Source organism: Enterobacter cloacae complex sp. P6RS (assembly GCF_014982245.1).
In the GTDB taxonomy this organism is placed as follows: Bacteria; Pseudomonadota; Gammaproteobacteria; order Enterobacterales; family Enterobacteriaceae; genus Enterobacter; species Enterobacter bugandensis.
In genome coordinates this window covers 74,734-89,682 of sequence record NZ_JADCLB010000008.1, presented here as the reverse complement: position 1 = coordinate 89,682, position 14,949 = coordinate 74,734, and the positions used below count along the sequence as shown (strand labels likewise).

The window sequence follows — 14,949 nt, the reverse complement described above, 5'->3', positions numbered from 1 at the left end:
CGCACCGCACAATTCATCCCAAACGCTTCTCCCACCCGCTCTCCTGCGCCGTAAACCCTAACGCCTGCATAAACGCTGCCATCACGCCGCGGTCTTCCACGCCCACGTCGGCCATCCACCATGAGTTTACGTTCGGGTTTTCGCGGATCACTTCTTCAATTAAATACTGTCCCACACCGCGACGACGGGTCACGTCACGTACGCGCAGCGAGTCCAGCGCTCCCTCCGTGCCGCTCAGGGTCACGCGAACCGCGGCCAGCAGGCGCTCGTTGAAGCGCGCGGCATAAATGCGATGGTTCTCGTCGACTTGCAGCGACGAAGGGGAATATTCCGGCCAGATCTTGCCCAGGTCGATATGATCCTGGTCGCTAAAGGTCACCAGACGCACGATAGTCAGTTTCATTAGCAGCTTGTCCAAATCAAATTGAGTAGAGGCAGTGTACTCAATTTATTCACTCAGCGGCTTCCTCTTTTTATTCTCATTAACCAGGTGATTAGTTTTTTAGCAATGCAATGGGCAGTGTGAAAACACATGGATCGAAAAATAAGCAGAATTTTAACCTGAATGGCAGTGATTTATTCGGCGCTTTGTACCGTTATTTTATGCTGCAAACTGCACTTTTATTTGTTTATCTCTGCCTGATTTCAGAATATTATCTTTCCTTAATCTCCTGAAAAATAGAGATTTTAGTCTGGTTTTTGACAAAAAACTGCGCTAAACCATTAAAGGCACTGGTAAAAATAGCGTTGTTCATTAAAAGTACAGAATGCTTTTTAACCATAATAAAACAAAATATAAACACGACATCACGAATGGGGATTCTGAGATGAAAAGGAACGCGAAGACATTTATCGCGGGAATGGTTGCACTGGCGATCTCGCATGCGGCCATGGCGGAAGAGATTAAAGTTGCGGTAGTCGGTGCGATGTCCGGCCCTGTTGCCCAGTGGGGTGACATGGAGTTTAACGGCGCGCGTCAGGCCATCAAAGACATCAACGCCAAAGGCGGCATCAAGGGCGACAAGCTGGTAGGCGTGGAGTATGACGACGCCTGCGATCCGAAACAGGCCGTTGCGGTCGCCAACAAAATCGTCAACGACGGGATTCAGTACGTCATCGGCCACCTGTGCTCATCCTCCACCCAGCCCGCGTCCGATATCTACGAAGACGAAGGTATTTTGATGATCACTCCGGGCGCCACCAACCCGGAGCTGACCCAGCGCGGTTACCAGCACATCATGCGTACCGCCGGGCTGGACTCCTCCCAGGGGCCAACCGCGGCCAAATACATCCTCGAGACCGTTAAGCCACAGCGTATCGCCATCATTCATGACAAGCAGCAGTACGGCGAAGGCCTGGCGCGCTCCGTGCAGGACGGCCTGAAAAAGGGCGGCGCGAACATCGTCTTCTTCGACGGCATTACCGCAGGCGAAAAAGACTTCTCCGCGCTGATCGCCCGTCTGCAAAAAGAGAACATCGACTTCGTCTACTACGGCGGCTACTACCCGGAAATGGGCCAGATGCTGCGCCAGGCGCGCGCCACCGGTCTGAAAACCCAGTTTATGGGGCCAGAGGGCGTGGGCAACGCCTCCCTGTCGAACATCGCAGGGGATTCTGCCGAAGGCATGCTGGTGACGATGCCAAAACGCTATGACCAGGATCCGGCCAACAAGGCTATCGTGGATGCGCTCAAGGCGCAGAAGAAAGATCCGAGTGGTCCATACGTCTGGATCACCTACGCGGCCGTGCAGTCTCTGGCAACCGCGCTGGAGCGTACCGGCAGCAAAGAGCCGCTGGATCTGGTGAAAGATTTAAAAGCACACGGGGCGAACACCGTGATTGGGCCGCTGAACTGGGATGAGAAAGGCGATCTGAAGGGATTTGAGTTTGGTGTCTTTAAGTGGCACGCCGACGGTTCGTCCTCGGTCGCCAAATAATTATCCCACCGCCCGGCTCACCGGGCGGGTATAAAAAGGTTTGCATATGTCCGAGCAGTTTCTCTACTTTTTGCAGCAGATGTTTAACGGCGTCACGCTGGGAAGCACCTACGCGCTGATCGCCATCGGCTATACGATGGTTTACGGCATTATCGGCATGATCAACTTCGCCCACGGCGAGGTGTACATGATCGGTAGCTACGTCTCCTTTATGATTATCGCCGCGCTGATGATGATGGGCATCGACAGCAGCTGGCTGCTGGTCGCCGCCGGGTTTGTTGGCGCGATTGTGATCGCCAGCGCCTACGGCTGGAGCATCGAGCGCGTGGCCTACCGGCCGGTGCGCAGCTCCAAGCGTCTTATTGCGCTGATTTCCGCGATTGGGATGTCGATCTTCCTGCAAAACTACGTCAGCCTGACCGAAGGTTCGCGCGACGTGGCGCTGCCAAGCCTGTTTAACGGCCAGTGGATTGTGGGGGCCAGCGAAAACTTCTCTGCCTCTATTACCACGATGCAGCTGGTGATCTGGGTCGTGACCTTTGTCGCCATGCTCGCCCTGACCCTGTTCATCCGCTACTCCCGCATGGGACGCGCCTGCCGCGCGTGTGCGGAAGACCTGAAGATGGCGAGCCTGCTCGGCATCAACACCGACCGCGTAATCGCCCTGACCTTCGTGATTGGCGCGGCGATGGCGGCGGTGGCTGGCGTGCTGCTCGGCCAGTTCTACGGCGTAATTAATCCGTACATCGGCTTTATGGCCGGGATGAAAGCCTTCACCGCGGCGGTACTGGGCGGCATCGGCAGTATCCCTGGCGCGATGATTGGCGGCCTGATCCTGGGCGTGGCGGAAGCGCTCTCCTCGGCGTACCTGAGCACCGAATATAAAGACGTGGTGTCGTTTGCCCTGCTGATTCTGGTTCTGCTGGTGATGCCTACTGGTATTCTGGGCCGTCCGGAGGTAGAGAAAGTATGAAACCGATGCATTTTGCAATGGCGCTGCTCTCTGCCGCCATGTTCTTCGTGCTGGCCAGCGTCTTTATGGGCGTCCAGCTTGAGCTGAATGGCACCAAACTCGTTGTCGATACTGCAGCTGATATTCGCTGGCAGTGGGTCTTTATCGGCACCGCCGTGGTGTTCCTGTTCCAGCTGCTGCGCCCGCTGTTCCAGAAGACGCTGAAAAATGTCTCCGGACCGAAATTCGTCCTGCCGGCGATCGACGGTACAACGGTAAAACAGAAGCTGTTCCTCGTGGCGCTGCTGGTGGCTGCCGTGGCGTGGCCGTTTATGGTGTCGCGCGGCACGGTGGACATCGCCACCCTGACCATGATTTACGTGATCCTCGGCCTCGGTCTGAACGTGGTGGTGGGGCTGTCCGGCCTGCTGGTGCTGGGCTACGGCGGTTTCTACGCTATCGGCGCTTATACCTTTGCGCTGCTGAACCACTATTACGGCCTGGGCTTCTGGACCTGCCTGCCGCTGGCGGGGCTGGTCTCTGCCGCCGCAGGCTTCCTGCTCGGCTTCCCGGTGCTGCGCCTGCGCGGTGACTACCTGGCGATTGTGACCTTAGGCTTCGGTGAAATCGTCCGTATCCTGCTGCTCAACAACACCGAAGTGACCGGCGGCCCGAACGGCATCAGCCAGATCCCAAAACCGACCTTCTTTGGCCTGGAGTTCAGCCGTACCGCCCGCGAAGGCGGCTGGGATACCTTCAGCAACTTCTTTGGCATCAAATATGACCCGTCCGACCGCGTGATCTGGCTCTATCTGGTGGCGCTGCTGCTGGTGGTCATCACCCTGTTCGTGATCAACCGCCTGCTGCGCATGCCGCTGGGCCGAGCGTGGGAAGCGCTGCGCGAAGATGAGATCGCCTGCCGCTCTCTGGGCCTGAACCCGACCCGCATCAAGCTGACCGCGTTCACCATCAGCGCCGCGTTTGCCGGTTTCGCCGGCACGCTGTTCGCCGCGCGTCAGGGCTTCGTCAGCCCCGAGTCGTTCACCTTTGCCGAATCGGCCTTTGTGCTGGCGATTGTGGTACTCGGCGGAATGGGCTCGCAGTTCGCCGTTATCCTCGCGGCCATCCTGCTGGTGGTCTCCCGCGAGCTGATGCGCGACTTTAACGAATACAGCATGCTGATGCTGGGTGGTTTGATGGTGCTGATGATGATCTGGCGTCCGCAGGGTCTGCTGCCGATGACGCGTCCACAGCTGAAGCTTAAGAATGTGGAAGCGAAAGGAGAGCAGGCATGAGTCAGCCATTATTATCCGTAAACGGTCTGATGATGCGTTTTGGCGGCCTGCTGGCGGTCAACAACGTGAACCTGGACCTGCATAAAAAAGAGATCGTCTCCCTGATTGGCCCGAACGGCGCGGGGAAAACCACGGTCTTTAACTGCCTGACCGGTTTCTACAAGCCGACGGGCGGCACCATCATGCTGCGCGAACAGCACCTTGAAGGGCTGCCGGGCCAGCAGATTGCCCGCATGGGCGTGGTACGTACCTTCCAGCACGTGCGCCTGTTCCGCGAGATGACGGTGATTGAGAACCTGCTGGTGGCACAGCATCAGCAGCTGAAAACCGGCCTGTTCTCCGGCCTGCTGAAAACCCCGGCCTTCCGCCGCGCGCAGGAGGAGGCGCTCGATCGCGCTGCCACCTGGCTCGACCGTATCGGCCTGCTCCAGCACGCCAACCGTCAGGCGAGCAACCTGGCCTATGGCGACCAGCGTCGACTGGAGATCGTGCGCTGCATGGTGACCCAGCCGGAGATCCTGATGCTCGACGAACCGGCGGCCGGCCTCAACCCAAAAGAGACCAAAGAGCTGGACGAGCTGATTGCCGAGCTGCGCGATCATCACGACACCACCATCCTGCTGATTGAGCACGACATGAAGCTGGTGATGGGTATTTCGGACCGTATCTACGTGGTTAACCAGGGCACGCCGCTGGCAAACGGCACGCCGGAAGAGATCCGCAACAACCCGGACGTGATCCGCGCATACCTTGGTGAGGCATAAGATGGAAAAAGCGATGTTAACGTTCGACAAGGTCAACGCGCACTACGGCAAGATCCAGGCGCTGCACGACGTCAGCCTGCACATCAATCAGGGTGAAATCGTTACCCTGATTGGCGCCAACGGCGCGGGTAAAACCACGCTGCTCGGCACCCTGTGCGGCGACCCGCGCGCCACCAGCGGGCGGATTGTGTTCGATGGTAAGGACATTACCGACTGGCAGACGGCCAGAATCATGCGTGAGGCGGTGGCGATTGTCCCGGAAGGGCGTCGCGTCTTCTCGCGTATGACGGTGGAAGAGAACCTGGCGATGGGCGGGTTCTTCGCTCACCGCGATGAATACCAGACCCGCATCAAGTGGGTGTACGAACTCTTCCCGCGCCTGTGGGAGCGCCGCATTCAGCGTGCGGGCACCATGTCCGGCGGTGAACAGCAGATGCTGGCGATTGGCCGCGCGCTGATGAGCCAGCCGCGCCTGCTGCTGCTGGACGAGCCGTCGCTCGGCCTGGCGCCGATCATCATCCAGCAGATCTTCGACACCATCGAACAGCTGCGTAAAGAGGGGATGACCATCTTCCTCGTCGAGCAGAACGCCAACCAGGCGCTGAAGCTCGCTGACCGTGGCTACGTGCTGGAGAACGGCCGCGTGGTGCTGGAAGACACCGGCGACGCGCTGCTGGCGAACGAAGCGGTGCGGAGCGCGTATTTAGGCGGTTAGATAAAAGCAAAAAGGCAACGCAAGTTGCCTTTTTTAGTGTTTTCTCCCTCTCCCTGTGGGAGAGGGCCGGGGTGAGGGCACCAGACCGCACCCAATGAAGCACCTAATTCCCTTCACACAACCATCATCCCCCTGACCCTTTACTGTCACTTATCTGTAAACAAACAGTTATTTTTCTGTCATTCGAGCATGTCATGTTACCTCGCGAGCATAAAACGCGTGATATCGCGCATCCGGCACAATAAGAGAGATGACAATGACATCGTTACGACACACAGCTTTGGGTCTGGCACTGGGTCTGGCTTTTGCGACGAACGCAATGGCTGTGACCACCATTCCGTTCTGGCATTCCATGGAAGGGGAGTTGGGTAAAGAGGTTGACTCCCTGGCGCAGCGTTTCAACGACACCCATCCGGATTACAAAATTGTGCCGGTGTACAAAGGTAACTACGAGCAGAGCCTGAGCGCGGGCATCGCCGCCTTCCGTACCGGCAACGCGCCTGCACTGTTACAGGTTTATGAAGTGGGCACCGCCACCATGATGGCCTCCAAAGCCATCAAGCCGGTGTATGAAGTGTTCAAAGAGGCGGGCATCAACTTCGATGAATCCCAGTTCGTGCCGACCGTAGCGGGTTACTATACCGATTCCAAAACCGGTCACCTGCTGTCCCAGCCGTTTAACAGCTCCACACCGGTGCTGTACTACAACAAAGACGCCTTCAAAAAAGCCGGTTTAGATCCGGAGCAGCCGCCAAAAACCTGGCAGGACCTGGCCGAATACACCGCGAAGCTGAAAGCGGCGGGCATGAAGTGCGGCTACGCCAGCGGCTGGCAGGGCTGGATCCAGATTGAGAACTTCAGCGCCTGGCACGGCCTGCCGGTTGCCACCAAAAACAACGGCTTCGACGGCACCGATGCGGTACTCGAGTTCAACAAACCGGAGCAGGTGAAGCACATTGCGCTGCTTGCCGATCTGAACAAGAAGGGCGACTTCAGCTACTTCGGGCGTAAAGACGAATCCACCGAGAAGTTCTACAACGGCGACTGCGCCATTACCACCGCCTCGTCCGGCTCGCTGGCGGATATCCGCCACTACGCCAAATTCAACTACGGCGTGGGCATGATGCCGTACGACGCCGACGTAAAAGGCGCGCCGCAGAACGCCATCATCGGCGGGGCGAGCCTGTGGGTGATGCAGGGTAAAGATAAGGGCACCTACAAAGGCGTCGCCGAGTTCCTCGACTTCCTGGCGAAGCCGGAAAATGCCGCCGAGTGGCACCAGAAGACCGGCTACCTGCCGATCACCAAAGCCGCGTACGATCTGACCCGCGAGCAGGGCTTCTACAGCAAAAACCCGGGTGCGGACATCGCGACGCGTCAGATGCTGAACAAGCCGCCGTTGCCGTTCACTAAAGGCCTCCGTCTGGGCAACATGCCGCAGATCCGCACCATCGTGGATGAAGAGCTTGAAAGCGTGTGGACCGGGAAGAAAACGCCACAGCAGGCGCTGGATTCCGCAGTAGAGCGCGGGAATCAGCTGCTGCGCCGCTTTGAGCAGTCGACGAAATCGTAATTTGTGATTCACCCGGTGGCGCTGCGCTTACCGGGCCTACGACGTGCCCCATCCAGGCCGGGTAAGGCGCAGCCGCCACCCGGCATTGTTCAGGAACCCAATCTCCATGTCCTCATCCCGTCCGGTGTTTCGCTCCCGCTGGCTGCCGTACCTGTTGGTCGCGCCTCAGCTGGTCATCACCGTTATCTTCTTTATCTGGCCTGCGGGCGAAGCGCTGTGGTACTCGGTACAAAGCGTCGATCCGTTCGGGCTCTCCAGCCAGTTCGTCGGGCTGGACAACTTTACCGCGCTATTCCATGACAGCTACTACCTGGACTCCTTCTGGACGACGATCAGGTTCAGCGCGCTGGTGACCGTCAGCGGCCTTGTTGCCTCGCTGTTTTTCGCCGCGCTGGTGGACTACGTGGTGCGCGGCAGCCGCCTGTATCAGACCCTGATGCTGTTGCCTTACGCCGTGGCCCCCGCCGTCGCCGCCGTACTGTGGATCTTCCTGTTTAACCCCGGACGCGGGCTGATTACTCACTTCATGGCAGAGTTCGGCTACGACTGGAACCACGCCCAGAACAGCGGTCAGGCGATGTTCCTGGTGGTGTTCGCCTCGGTGTGGAAGCAGATCAGCTATAACTTCCTGTTCTTCTTTGCCGCGCTGCAGTCCATCCCGCGTTCACTGGTGGAGGCCGCCGCGATTGACGGCGCAGGGCCGATTCGGCGCTTCTTCAGGCTGTCGCTGCCGCTGATCGCCCCGGTGAGCTTCTTCCTGCTGGTGGTTAACCTCGTCTACGCCTTCTTCGACACCTTCCCGGTGATTGACGCGGCCACCGCGGGCGGCCCGGTGCAGGCGACAACGACGCTTATTTATAAGATCTACCGCGAAGGTTTTGCGGGGCTGGATCTCTCTGCTTCTGCCGCGCAGTCCGTCGTGCTGATGTTCCTCGTCATCATCCTCACGGTGGTGCAGTTCCGCTATGTTGAAAGTAAGGTGCGCTACCAATGATTGAGAACCGTCGCGGGCTGACGATTTTCAGCCATACCATGCTGATTTTAGGGATTATCGTCATCCTGTTCCCGCTGTACGTGGCCTTTGTCGCCGCCACGCTGGACACCAAAGCGGTGTTCGACACGCCGATGACGCTGATCCCGGGCGGGCATCTTTTCGAGAACATGAAAACCATCTGGACCCAGGGCGTGGGCGCCAACAGCGCGCCGTTCTGGCTGATGATGCTCAACAGCTTCATCATGGCGTTCGGCATTACGGTGGGCAAAATCACGGTGTCGATGCTGTCGGCCTTCGCCATCGTCTGGTTCCGCTTTCCGCTGCGTAACCTGTTCTTCTGGATGATTTTCATCACCCTGATGCTGCCGGTGGAGGTGCGTATCTTCCCGACGGTGGAGGTGATCGCCAACCTGAAGATGCTGGACAGCTACGCGGGCTTAACCCTGCCGCTGATGGCCTCGGCGACCGCCACCTTCCTGTTCCGCCAGTTCTTTATGACCCTGCCGGACGAGCTGATTGAGGCCGCGCGCATCGACGGCGCCTCGGCGATGCGCTTCTTCCGCGACATCGTGCTGCCGCTGTCGAAAACCAACCTTGCGGCGCTGTTTGTGATCACCTTTATCTACGGCTGGAACCAGTACCTGTGGCCGCTGCTGATTATTCAGGACGTCAACCTCGGCACCGCCGTGGCGGGCATCAAAGGCATGATTGCCACCGGCGAAGGCACCACCCTCTGGAACCAGGTGATGGCGGCGATGCTGCTCACCCTAATCCCACCCGTAGTCATTGTTTTAGCCATGCAGCGCGCGTTTGTCCGCGGCCTGGTCGATAGCGAGAAATAAGATGGCAGGTTTAAAACTTCAGGCAGTTACCAAAAGCTGGGACGGTAAAACCCAGGTCATTCAGCCGCTGACGCTCGACGTGGCGGACGGCGAATTTATCGTGATGGTCGGCCCGTCCGGCTGCGGGAAGTCCACGCTGCTGCGCATGGTGGCGGGGCTGGAGCGCGTAACCTCGGGGGACATCTGGATTGACCGTCAGCGCGTCACCGAGATGGAGCCGAAAGACAGGGGCATCGCGATGGTGTTCCAGAACTACGCTCTCTATCCGCACATGAGCGTGGAAGAGAACATGGCCTGGGGGCTGAAAATTCGCGGCATGGGCAAAGGCCATATCGAGGAGCGCGTGAAAGAAGCCGCCCGCATTCTGGAACTCGACGGCCTGCTGAAGCGCCGCCCGCGCGAGCTCTCCGGCGGCCAGCGCCAGCGCGTGGCAATGGGGCGCGCTATCGTGCGTGACCCGGCGGTATTCCTGTTCGACGAGCCGCTGTCTAACCTCGACGCCAAGCTGCGCGTGCAGATGCGCCTCGAATTGCAGCAGCTGCACCGTCGTCTGAAAACCACGTCACTGTACGTGACCCACGATCAGGTCGAAGCCATGACTCTCGCCCAGCGCGTAATGGTGATGAACAAAGGCGTTGCCGAGCAGATTGGCACCCCGGTGGAAGTGTACGAAAAACCGGCCACCCGCTTTGTGGCGAGCTTTATCGGCAGCCCGGCGATGAACCTGCTGGACGGGCGGATCAATGCTGCGGGAACCCACTTTGAACTGGAAAGCGGGATGGCGCTGCCGATCAACTGGTACTATCGTGGCTACGCCGGGCGTAAGATGACGCTCGGCATCCGCCCGGAGCATATTGGCTTAACGTCTCAGGCGGACGGCGGCGTGCCGTTGGTGATGGACACGCTGGAGATGTTGGGTGCAGATAACCTGGCGCACGGGCGCTGGGGCGAGCAAAAAATTGTGGTGCGCCTGGCGCATCAGGAGCGCCCGAAAGCGGGCAGCACGCTGTGGCTCCACCTGCCGGAAAACCATCTGCACCTTTTTGACGGTGAAACAGGACAACGAGTATGAGCAACTGGCCTTACCCCCACGTCGTCGCCCACCGCGGCGGCGGTAAGCTGGCCCCGGAAAACACCCTGGCGGCGATCGATGTCGGCGCGCGCTACGGCCACACGATGATCGAGTTCGACGCCAAGCTGTCGAAGGACGGCGAAATTTTCCTGCTGCATGACGACAATCTTGAACGCACCAGCAACGGCTGGGGCGTGGCGGGTGAACTGCCGTGGCGCGATCTGCTGAAGGTGGACGCCGGAAGCTGGTATAGCGGCGAGTTCAAAGGCGAACCGCTGCCCCTGCTGGCGGAAGTGGCCGATCGCTGTCGCCAGCACGGCATGATGGCGAACATCGAAATCAAACCGACCACCGGCACCGGGCCGCTGACGGGCAAAGTGATTGCCCTTGCCGCGCGCGAGCTGTGGGAAGGCATGACCGCGCCGCTGCTGTCGTCGTTTGACATCGACGCGCTGGAGGCCGCACAGGCAGCTGTACCTGAGCTGCCGCGCGGGCTGCTGCTGGACGAGTGGCGTGAGGACTGGCGTGAACTGACGGGCCGCTTAGGCTGCGTCTCTATCCATCTGAACCACAAGCTGCTGGATGAGGCGCGGGTGAAAATGCTGAAAGACGCGGGTCTGCATATTCTGGTCTACACCGTTAACAAACCCCAGCGCGCAGCCGAGCTGCTGCGCTGGGGCGTGGACAGTATCTGTACCGATGCGATTGACCAGATCGGCCCGAAATTTATTTATTGAGCATACTGCCGTTCTGCTGGGTCGGCAGCATATGCTGCTGACCGCTGCTTTGCGACATCCCGCCCCCTAACATCCCGCCGTTTTTATTTGGCAGCGGCTGCTCGCGCACCTGTCCCTGCTGCACGCGCTGGGTGTTGGCGTTCATCTGGTTTTGCAGGCTCTGCTGCTGCATCTGGGTCTGCGTTCTCAGCTGCTGATTGAGCATCCCTTTCTGCTGCTGTTGCTGGCTCATCATCTCGGTCTGCATACGCTGCTGGCTCGGGATGACATAACCCTGCTGGTTCGGGTTATTCATGGTGTTGAGTGGCTGTGCGAGCGCGGCAAACGGGATCAGCGCCGCAAGAATCATCAAGCGTTTCATTGTCATTTCCTCCTCTTGAGGCCTCTCTTAAGTTTACTCTGATTTCACCATGACGATGATTTTTTAGGAGTTGTGAACCAGGCTTAAGCGGGGAATATGGATCCCTTCACCTGGAGAACAATAATGATGAAACCAACCTTCTTGCGCTGGGTCGCCATCGCCGCGCTGATGGCAGGCGGCACATTTACCGTGGCGGCCAACCCGCCCGCCGCTCCTCCCGTCTCTTACGGCGTGGAGGAGGATGTTTTTCACCCCGTGCGGGCCACGCACGGCATGGTGGCCTCGGTTGACGCGCTGGCGACCCAAGTGGGCGTCGATATTCTTAAGCAGGGCGGTAACGCGGTGGATGCAGCGGTCGCCGTCGGCTATGCGCTGGCGGTAACGCATCCGCAGGCGGGGAATCTGGGCGGCGGCGGCTTTATGATGCTGCGCACCAAAGACGGTAAAACCACGGCCATCGACTTCCGCGAAATGGCGCCTTCTCAGGCGTCCCGCGATATGTTCCTCGACGACCAGGGGAACCCGGACAGCAAAAAATCCCTGACCTCGCACCTCGCCTCCGGCACGCCGGGCACCGTTGCGGGCTTCTCGCTGGCGCTGGAAAAATACGGCACGATGCCGCTGAACAAGGTGGTGCAGCCTGCCATCAGGCTGGCGCGGGAGGGATTTGTGGTCAATGACGCCCTGGCGGACGACCTCAAGACCTACGGCAGTGAAGTCATTCCCAATCACGAAAACAGCAAGGCGATCTTCTGGAAGGACGGTGAACCGCTGAAGAAGGGCGATAAGCTGGTGCAGAAGAATCTCGCCAAAAGCCTGGAGCTGATTGCGGAGCACGGCCCGGACGCCTTCTACAAAGGGGCGATTGCCGACCAGATTGCCGAAGAGATGCAGAAGAACGGCGGGCTTATCACCAAAGCGGATCTGGCGGAATACAGGGCGGTGGAGCGCGAGCCGATTAGCGGCACCTATCGCGGCTACGAGGTGTTCTCCATGCCGCCGCCGTCCTCCGGGGGCATTCACATCGTGCAGATCCTCAATATTCTTGAAAACTTTGATATGCACAAGTTCGGCTTCGGCAGCGCGGATGCCATGCAGGTGATGGCGGAGGCGGAAAAACGCGCCTATGCCGACCGTTCGGAATACCTCGGCGATCCGGACTTCGTGAAGGTGCCGTGGCAGGCGCTGACCAACAAGGCGTATGCAAAATCCATTGCCGATCAGATCGACATCAACAAGGCTAAGCCGTCGAGCGAGATCCGCCCCGGCAAGCTGGCGCCGTATGAAAGCAACCAGACCACCCACTTCTCGGTGGTGGATAAAGACGGCAATGCGGTGGCGGTGACCTACACGCTCAACACTACCTTTGGTACCGGGATCGTAGCGGGCAACAGCGGCATTCTGCTGAACAACGAGATGGATGACTTCTCCGCTAAGCCGGGCGTGCCGAACGTCTACGGACTGGTCGGCGGCGATGCGAATGCGGTGGGGCCGAAGAAGCGTCCGCTGTCGTCCATGTCGCCAACCATCGTGGTGAAAGACGGGAAAACCTGGCTGGTGACCGGCAGCCCTGGCGGGAGCCGCATCATAACTACCGTGCTACAGATGGTGGTGAACAGCATCGACTTTGGCATGAACGTCGCCGAGGCGACCAATGCGCCGCGTTTCCATCATCAGTGGCTGCCGGACGAGCTGCGCGTGGAGAAGGGCTTTAGCCCGGACACCATCAAGCTGCTGGAGCAGCGCGGACAGAAGGTGGCTGTGAAAGAGGCGATGGGCAGCACCCAGAGCATTATGGTGGGGCCAGACGGCGCGCTGTTTGGCGCGTCGGATCCGCGTTCGGTGGATGATTTGACGGCGGGGTACTGATTATTCCCCTCACTCTAACCCTCTCCCCATAGGGGAGAGGGGAGTGTGTCACTTCATTCTCGCCATGAAGTACGCGTCCACATATTCGCCGTTGCGCAGGGCGTAGCGCTTGCCGGTGCCTTCAATTTCGAACCCGTGCTTTTTGTACACCGCGATTGCCGGTTCGTTATCAACAAATACCGTTAACTCAATGCGATCGACGCGCAGCCAGTTGTCGCACATATCAATCATGGTTCGCATCAGCGCGCTGGCAACGCCCCGATTTTGCCATTGCGCACCCACACAAATACCGAAATCGGCAACGTGGCTGCGACGCGGGCGTTGTGCGACGGCAATGCACAGGTGCCCGGCGACGGTCCCGTCGATACAAGCCACCAGCTGTTTAATGCCGGGCTGATCGGTTAGCCGGTCATGCCACATCTGCTCTGAGGGATGAGGAACCTGTAGCGTGTTGTGGTACACCTCCGGCTGGGCGTGGATCTGACGAATGGCATCGTAATCTCTCGGTTCCGCGTGGCGTATCACTATCTCACTCATTCCTTGTTCCTCAGTCGGTTAAAAGTCCCCTCCAACATCAATGACTTTAAAATTTGAGTCAACCGCTATTTTTTGCAAAAAGTATTGGACAAGTGCGAATGAGAATGATTATTATTGCTTTGCATTCAGGAGGACCCCTACGGGAACCTGAAAGCACGACATTGCTCACATTGCTTCCAGTATTACTTTAGCCAGCTTCTCGCTGGCTTTTTTTTTGTTATGGTTAAACTCAGTAACCTTCCAAAAGGACTGAGCCATGACACTACATTGCGCATTTATTGGATTTGGCAAAAGCACCACGCGTTACCACCTTCCGTATGTCCTCCACCGTAAAGACACCTGGCATGTGGCCCATATTTACCGCCGCCGCGCGAAGCCGGAAGAGCAATCCCCGCAGTACTCCCACATTCACTTCACCAGCGATCTCGATGAAGTATTGAATGACCCGCAGGTAAAGCTGGTGGTTGTCTGCACCCACGCCGACAGCCATTTTGACTATGCGAAACGCGCGCTCGAAGCGGGCAAGAACGTGCTGGTGGAAAAGCCGTTCACCCCGACCATTGCCGAAGCGAAAGCGCTGTTTACGCTGGCGAAAAGCAAAGGGCTGACCGTTACCCCGTATCAGAACCGTCGCTTTGACAGCTGTTTCCTGACGGCGAAAAAGGCGATTGAGAGCGGCAAGCTTGGCGACATTGTGGAAATCGAAAGCCACTTCGATTACTACCGCCCGGTGGCGGAAACCCAGCCCGGCCTGCCGCAGGACGGCTCGTTCTATGGTCTGGGCGTGCACACCATGGACCAGATCATCTCCCTGTTTGGCCGCCCGGACCACGTGGCTTACGACATCCGCAGCCTGCGCAATAAAGCCAACCCGGACGACACCTTCGAGGCGCAGCTGTTCTACGGCGACCTTAAGGCTATCGTTAAAACCAGTCATCTGGTGAAAATCGACTACCCGAAATTTATCGTTCATGGCACCAAAGGCTCGTTCATTAAGTACGGCATTGACCAGCAGGAGACCAGCCTGAAGGCCAACATCATGCCGGGCGAACCGGGCTTTGCGGCGGACGATTCCGTGGGCGTGCTGGAGTACGTGAACGATGAGGGCGTAACGGTCAAAGAAGAGCTGAAACCGGAAACCGGCGACTATGGCCGCGTCTACGATGCGCTATATGAAACCCTAATCAACGGCGCGCCGAATTACGTCAAGGAATCTGACGTTCTGACCAACCTGGAAATCCTTGAACGGGCATTCGAGCAGGCTTCTCCTGCCACGGTAACCCTCGCGAAATAAGCAAAAA

Annotated in this window: 15 protein-coding genes; 12 read left to right on the top strand and 3 right to left on the bottom strand. The window is 58.5% G+C overall.

What is annotated here, in order from left to right; translation table 11 throughout:
* Positions 1-13: 13 nt before the first annotated feature.
* On the bottom strand, positions 14-403 hold the full coding sequence (panM, locus tag INF73_RS05235) for an aspartate 1-decarboxylase autocleavage activator PanM (RefSeq protein ID WP_155026468.1): 390 nt from the start codon (positions 401-403) through the stop codon (positions 14-16).
* 424 nt (positions 404-827) lie between these two features.
* Between panM and livK the strand changes: the two genes are divergently transcribed.
* The 10 genes from livK to ugpQ all read left to right on the top strand — a co-directional run bounded on the left by livK (position 828) and on the right by ugpQ (position 10,881).
* A complete protein-coding gene (gene livK, locus INF73_RS05230) occupies positions 828-1,937 on the top strand; it encodes a high-affinity branched-chain amino acid ABC transporter substrate-binding protein LivK (RefSeq protein WP_028015146.1) in 1,110 nt (369 codons plus the stop codon).
* 46 nt (positions 1,938-1,983) lie between these two features.
* Positions 1,984-2,910 carry a high-affinity branched-chain amino acid ABC transporter permease LivH gene (livH, locus tag INF73_RS05225; protein WP_028015147.1) on the top strand — a complete coding sequence of 309 codons (927 nt, stop codon included), beginning with the start codon at positions 1,984-1,986 and terminating at the stop codon, positions 2,908-2,910.
* Positions 2,907-4,184 (top strand): high-affinity branched-chain amino acid ABC transporter permease LivM, encoded by a 1,278-nt coding sequence (locus INF73_RS05220; protein WP_045631383.1) that lies wholly within the window; start codon positions 2,907-2,909, stop codon positions 4,182-4,184. Before livH ends, INF73_RS05220 begins: the two co-directional genes overlap by 4 nt.
* Positions 4,181-4,948, top strand: coding sequence for a high-affinity branched-chain amino acid ABC transporter ATP-binding protein LivG (gene livG / locus INF73_RS05215; RefSeq protein ID WP_046886787.1), 768 nt, complete (start codon positions 4,181-4,183; stop codon positions 4,946-4,948). The genes INF73_RS05220 and livG overlap by 4 nt, the downstream gene beginning before the upstream one ends.
* Position 4,949: 1 nt before the next feature.
* A complete protein-coding gene (livF, locus tag INF73_RS05210; RefSeq protein ID WP_008500102.1) occupies positions 4,950-5,663 on the top strand; it encodes a high-affinity branched-chain amino acid ABC transporter ATP-binding protein LivF in 714 nt (237 codons plus the stop codon).
* A 256-nt stretch (positions 5,664-5,919) separates the two neighbouring features.
* Positions 5,920-7,236 carry a sn-glycerol-3-phosphate ABC transporter substrate-binding protein UgpB gene (ugpB, locus tag INF73_RS05205; RefSeq protein WP_023310025.1) on the top strand — a complete coding sequence of 439 codons (1,317 nt, stop codon included), beginning with the start codon at positions 5,920-5,922 and terminating at the stop codon, positions 7,234-7,236.
* A 106-nt stretch (positions 7,237-7,342) separates the two neighbouring features.
* Complete coding sequence (gene ugpA / locus INF73_RS05200; protein ID WP_193540843.1) at positions 7,343-8,230, top strand: sn-glycerol-3-phosphate ABC transporter permease UgpA; 888 nt, start codon at positions 7,343-7,345, stop codon at positions 8,228-8,230.
* On the top strand, positions 8,227-9,072 hold the full coding sequence (gene ugpE, locus INF73_RS05195; protein WP_193540841.1) for a sn-glycerol-3-phosphate ABC transporter permease UgpE: 846 nt from the start codon (positions 8,227-8,229) through the stop codon (positions 9,070-9,072). Before ugpA ends, ugpE begins: the two co-directional genes overlap by 4 nt.
* 1 nt (position 9,073) lies before the next feature.
* Positions 9,074-10,144 (top strand): sn-glycerol-3-phosphate import ATP-binding protein UgpC, encoded by a 1,071-nt coding sequence (locus INF73_RS05190; protein WP_193540839.1) that lies wholly within the window; start codon positions 9,074-9,076, stop codon positions 10,142-10,144.
* Positions 10,141-10,881 (top strand): glycerophosphodiester phosphodiesterase, encoded by a 741-nt coding sequence (gene ugpQ / locus INF73_RS05185; RefSeq protein WP_069733686.1) that lies wholly within the window; start codon positions 10,141-10,143, stop codon positions 10,879-10,881. The genes INF73_RS05190 and ugpQ overlap by 4 nt, the downstream gene beginning before the upstream one ends.
* On the opposite strand, the gene INF73_RS05180 is transcribed toward ugpQ, so the two are convergent.
* Entirely contained in the window at positions 10,871-11,242 is a 372-nt protein-coding gene (locus INF73_RS05180; RefSeq protein ID WP_182034401.1) for a DUF2756 family protein, read from the bottom strand. The genes ugpQ and INF73_RS05180 overlap by 11 nt on opposite strands.
* Before the next feature lie 123 nt (positions 11,243-11,365).
* On the opposite strand from INF73_RS05180, the gene ggt reads away from it, so the two are divergent.
* The gene (gene ggt, locus INF73_RS05175) at positions 11,366-13,111 is read left to right on the top strand and encodes a gamma-glutamyltransferase (RefSeq protein WP_074171895.1); all 1,746 of its coding nucleotides are present in this window, start codon (positions 11,366-11,368) and stop codon (positions 13,109-13,111) included.
* A gap of 48 nt (positions 13,112-13,159) precedes the next feature.
* Here ggt and yhhY read toward each other — a convergent pair whose 3' ends face one another.
* Positions 13,160-13,648 carry an N-acetyltransferase gene (yhhY, locus tag INF73_RS05170; RefSeq protein WP_028015158.1) on the bottom strand — a complete coding sequence of 163 codons (489 nt, stop codon included), beginning with the start codon at positions 13,646-13,648 and terminating at the stop codon, positions 13,160-13,162.
* A gap of 256 nt (positions 13,649-13,904) precedes the next feature.
* Here yhhY and INF73_RS05165 point away from each other — a divergent pair, with 256 nt between their 5' ends.
* The gene (locus INF73_RS05165; RefSeq protein WP_045260948.1) at positions 13,905-14,942 is read left to right on the top strand and encodes an oxidoreductase; all 1,038 of its coding nucleotides are present in this window, start codon (positions 13,905-13,907) and stop codon (positions 14,940-14,942) included.
* Positions 14,943-14,949: the final 7 nt, after the last annotated feature.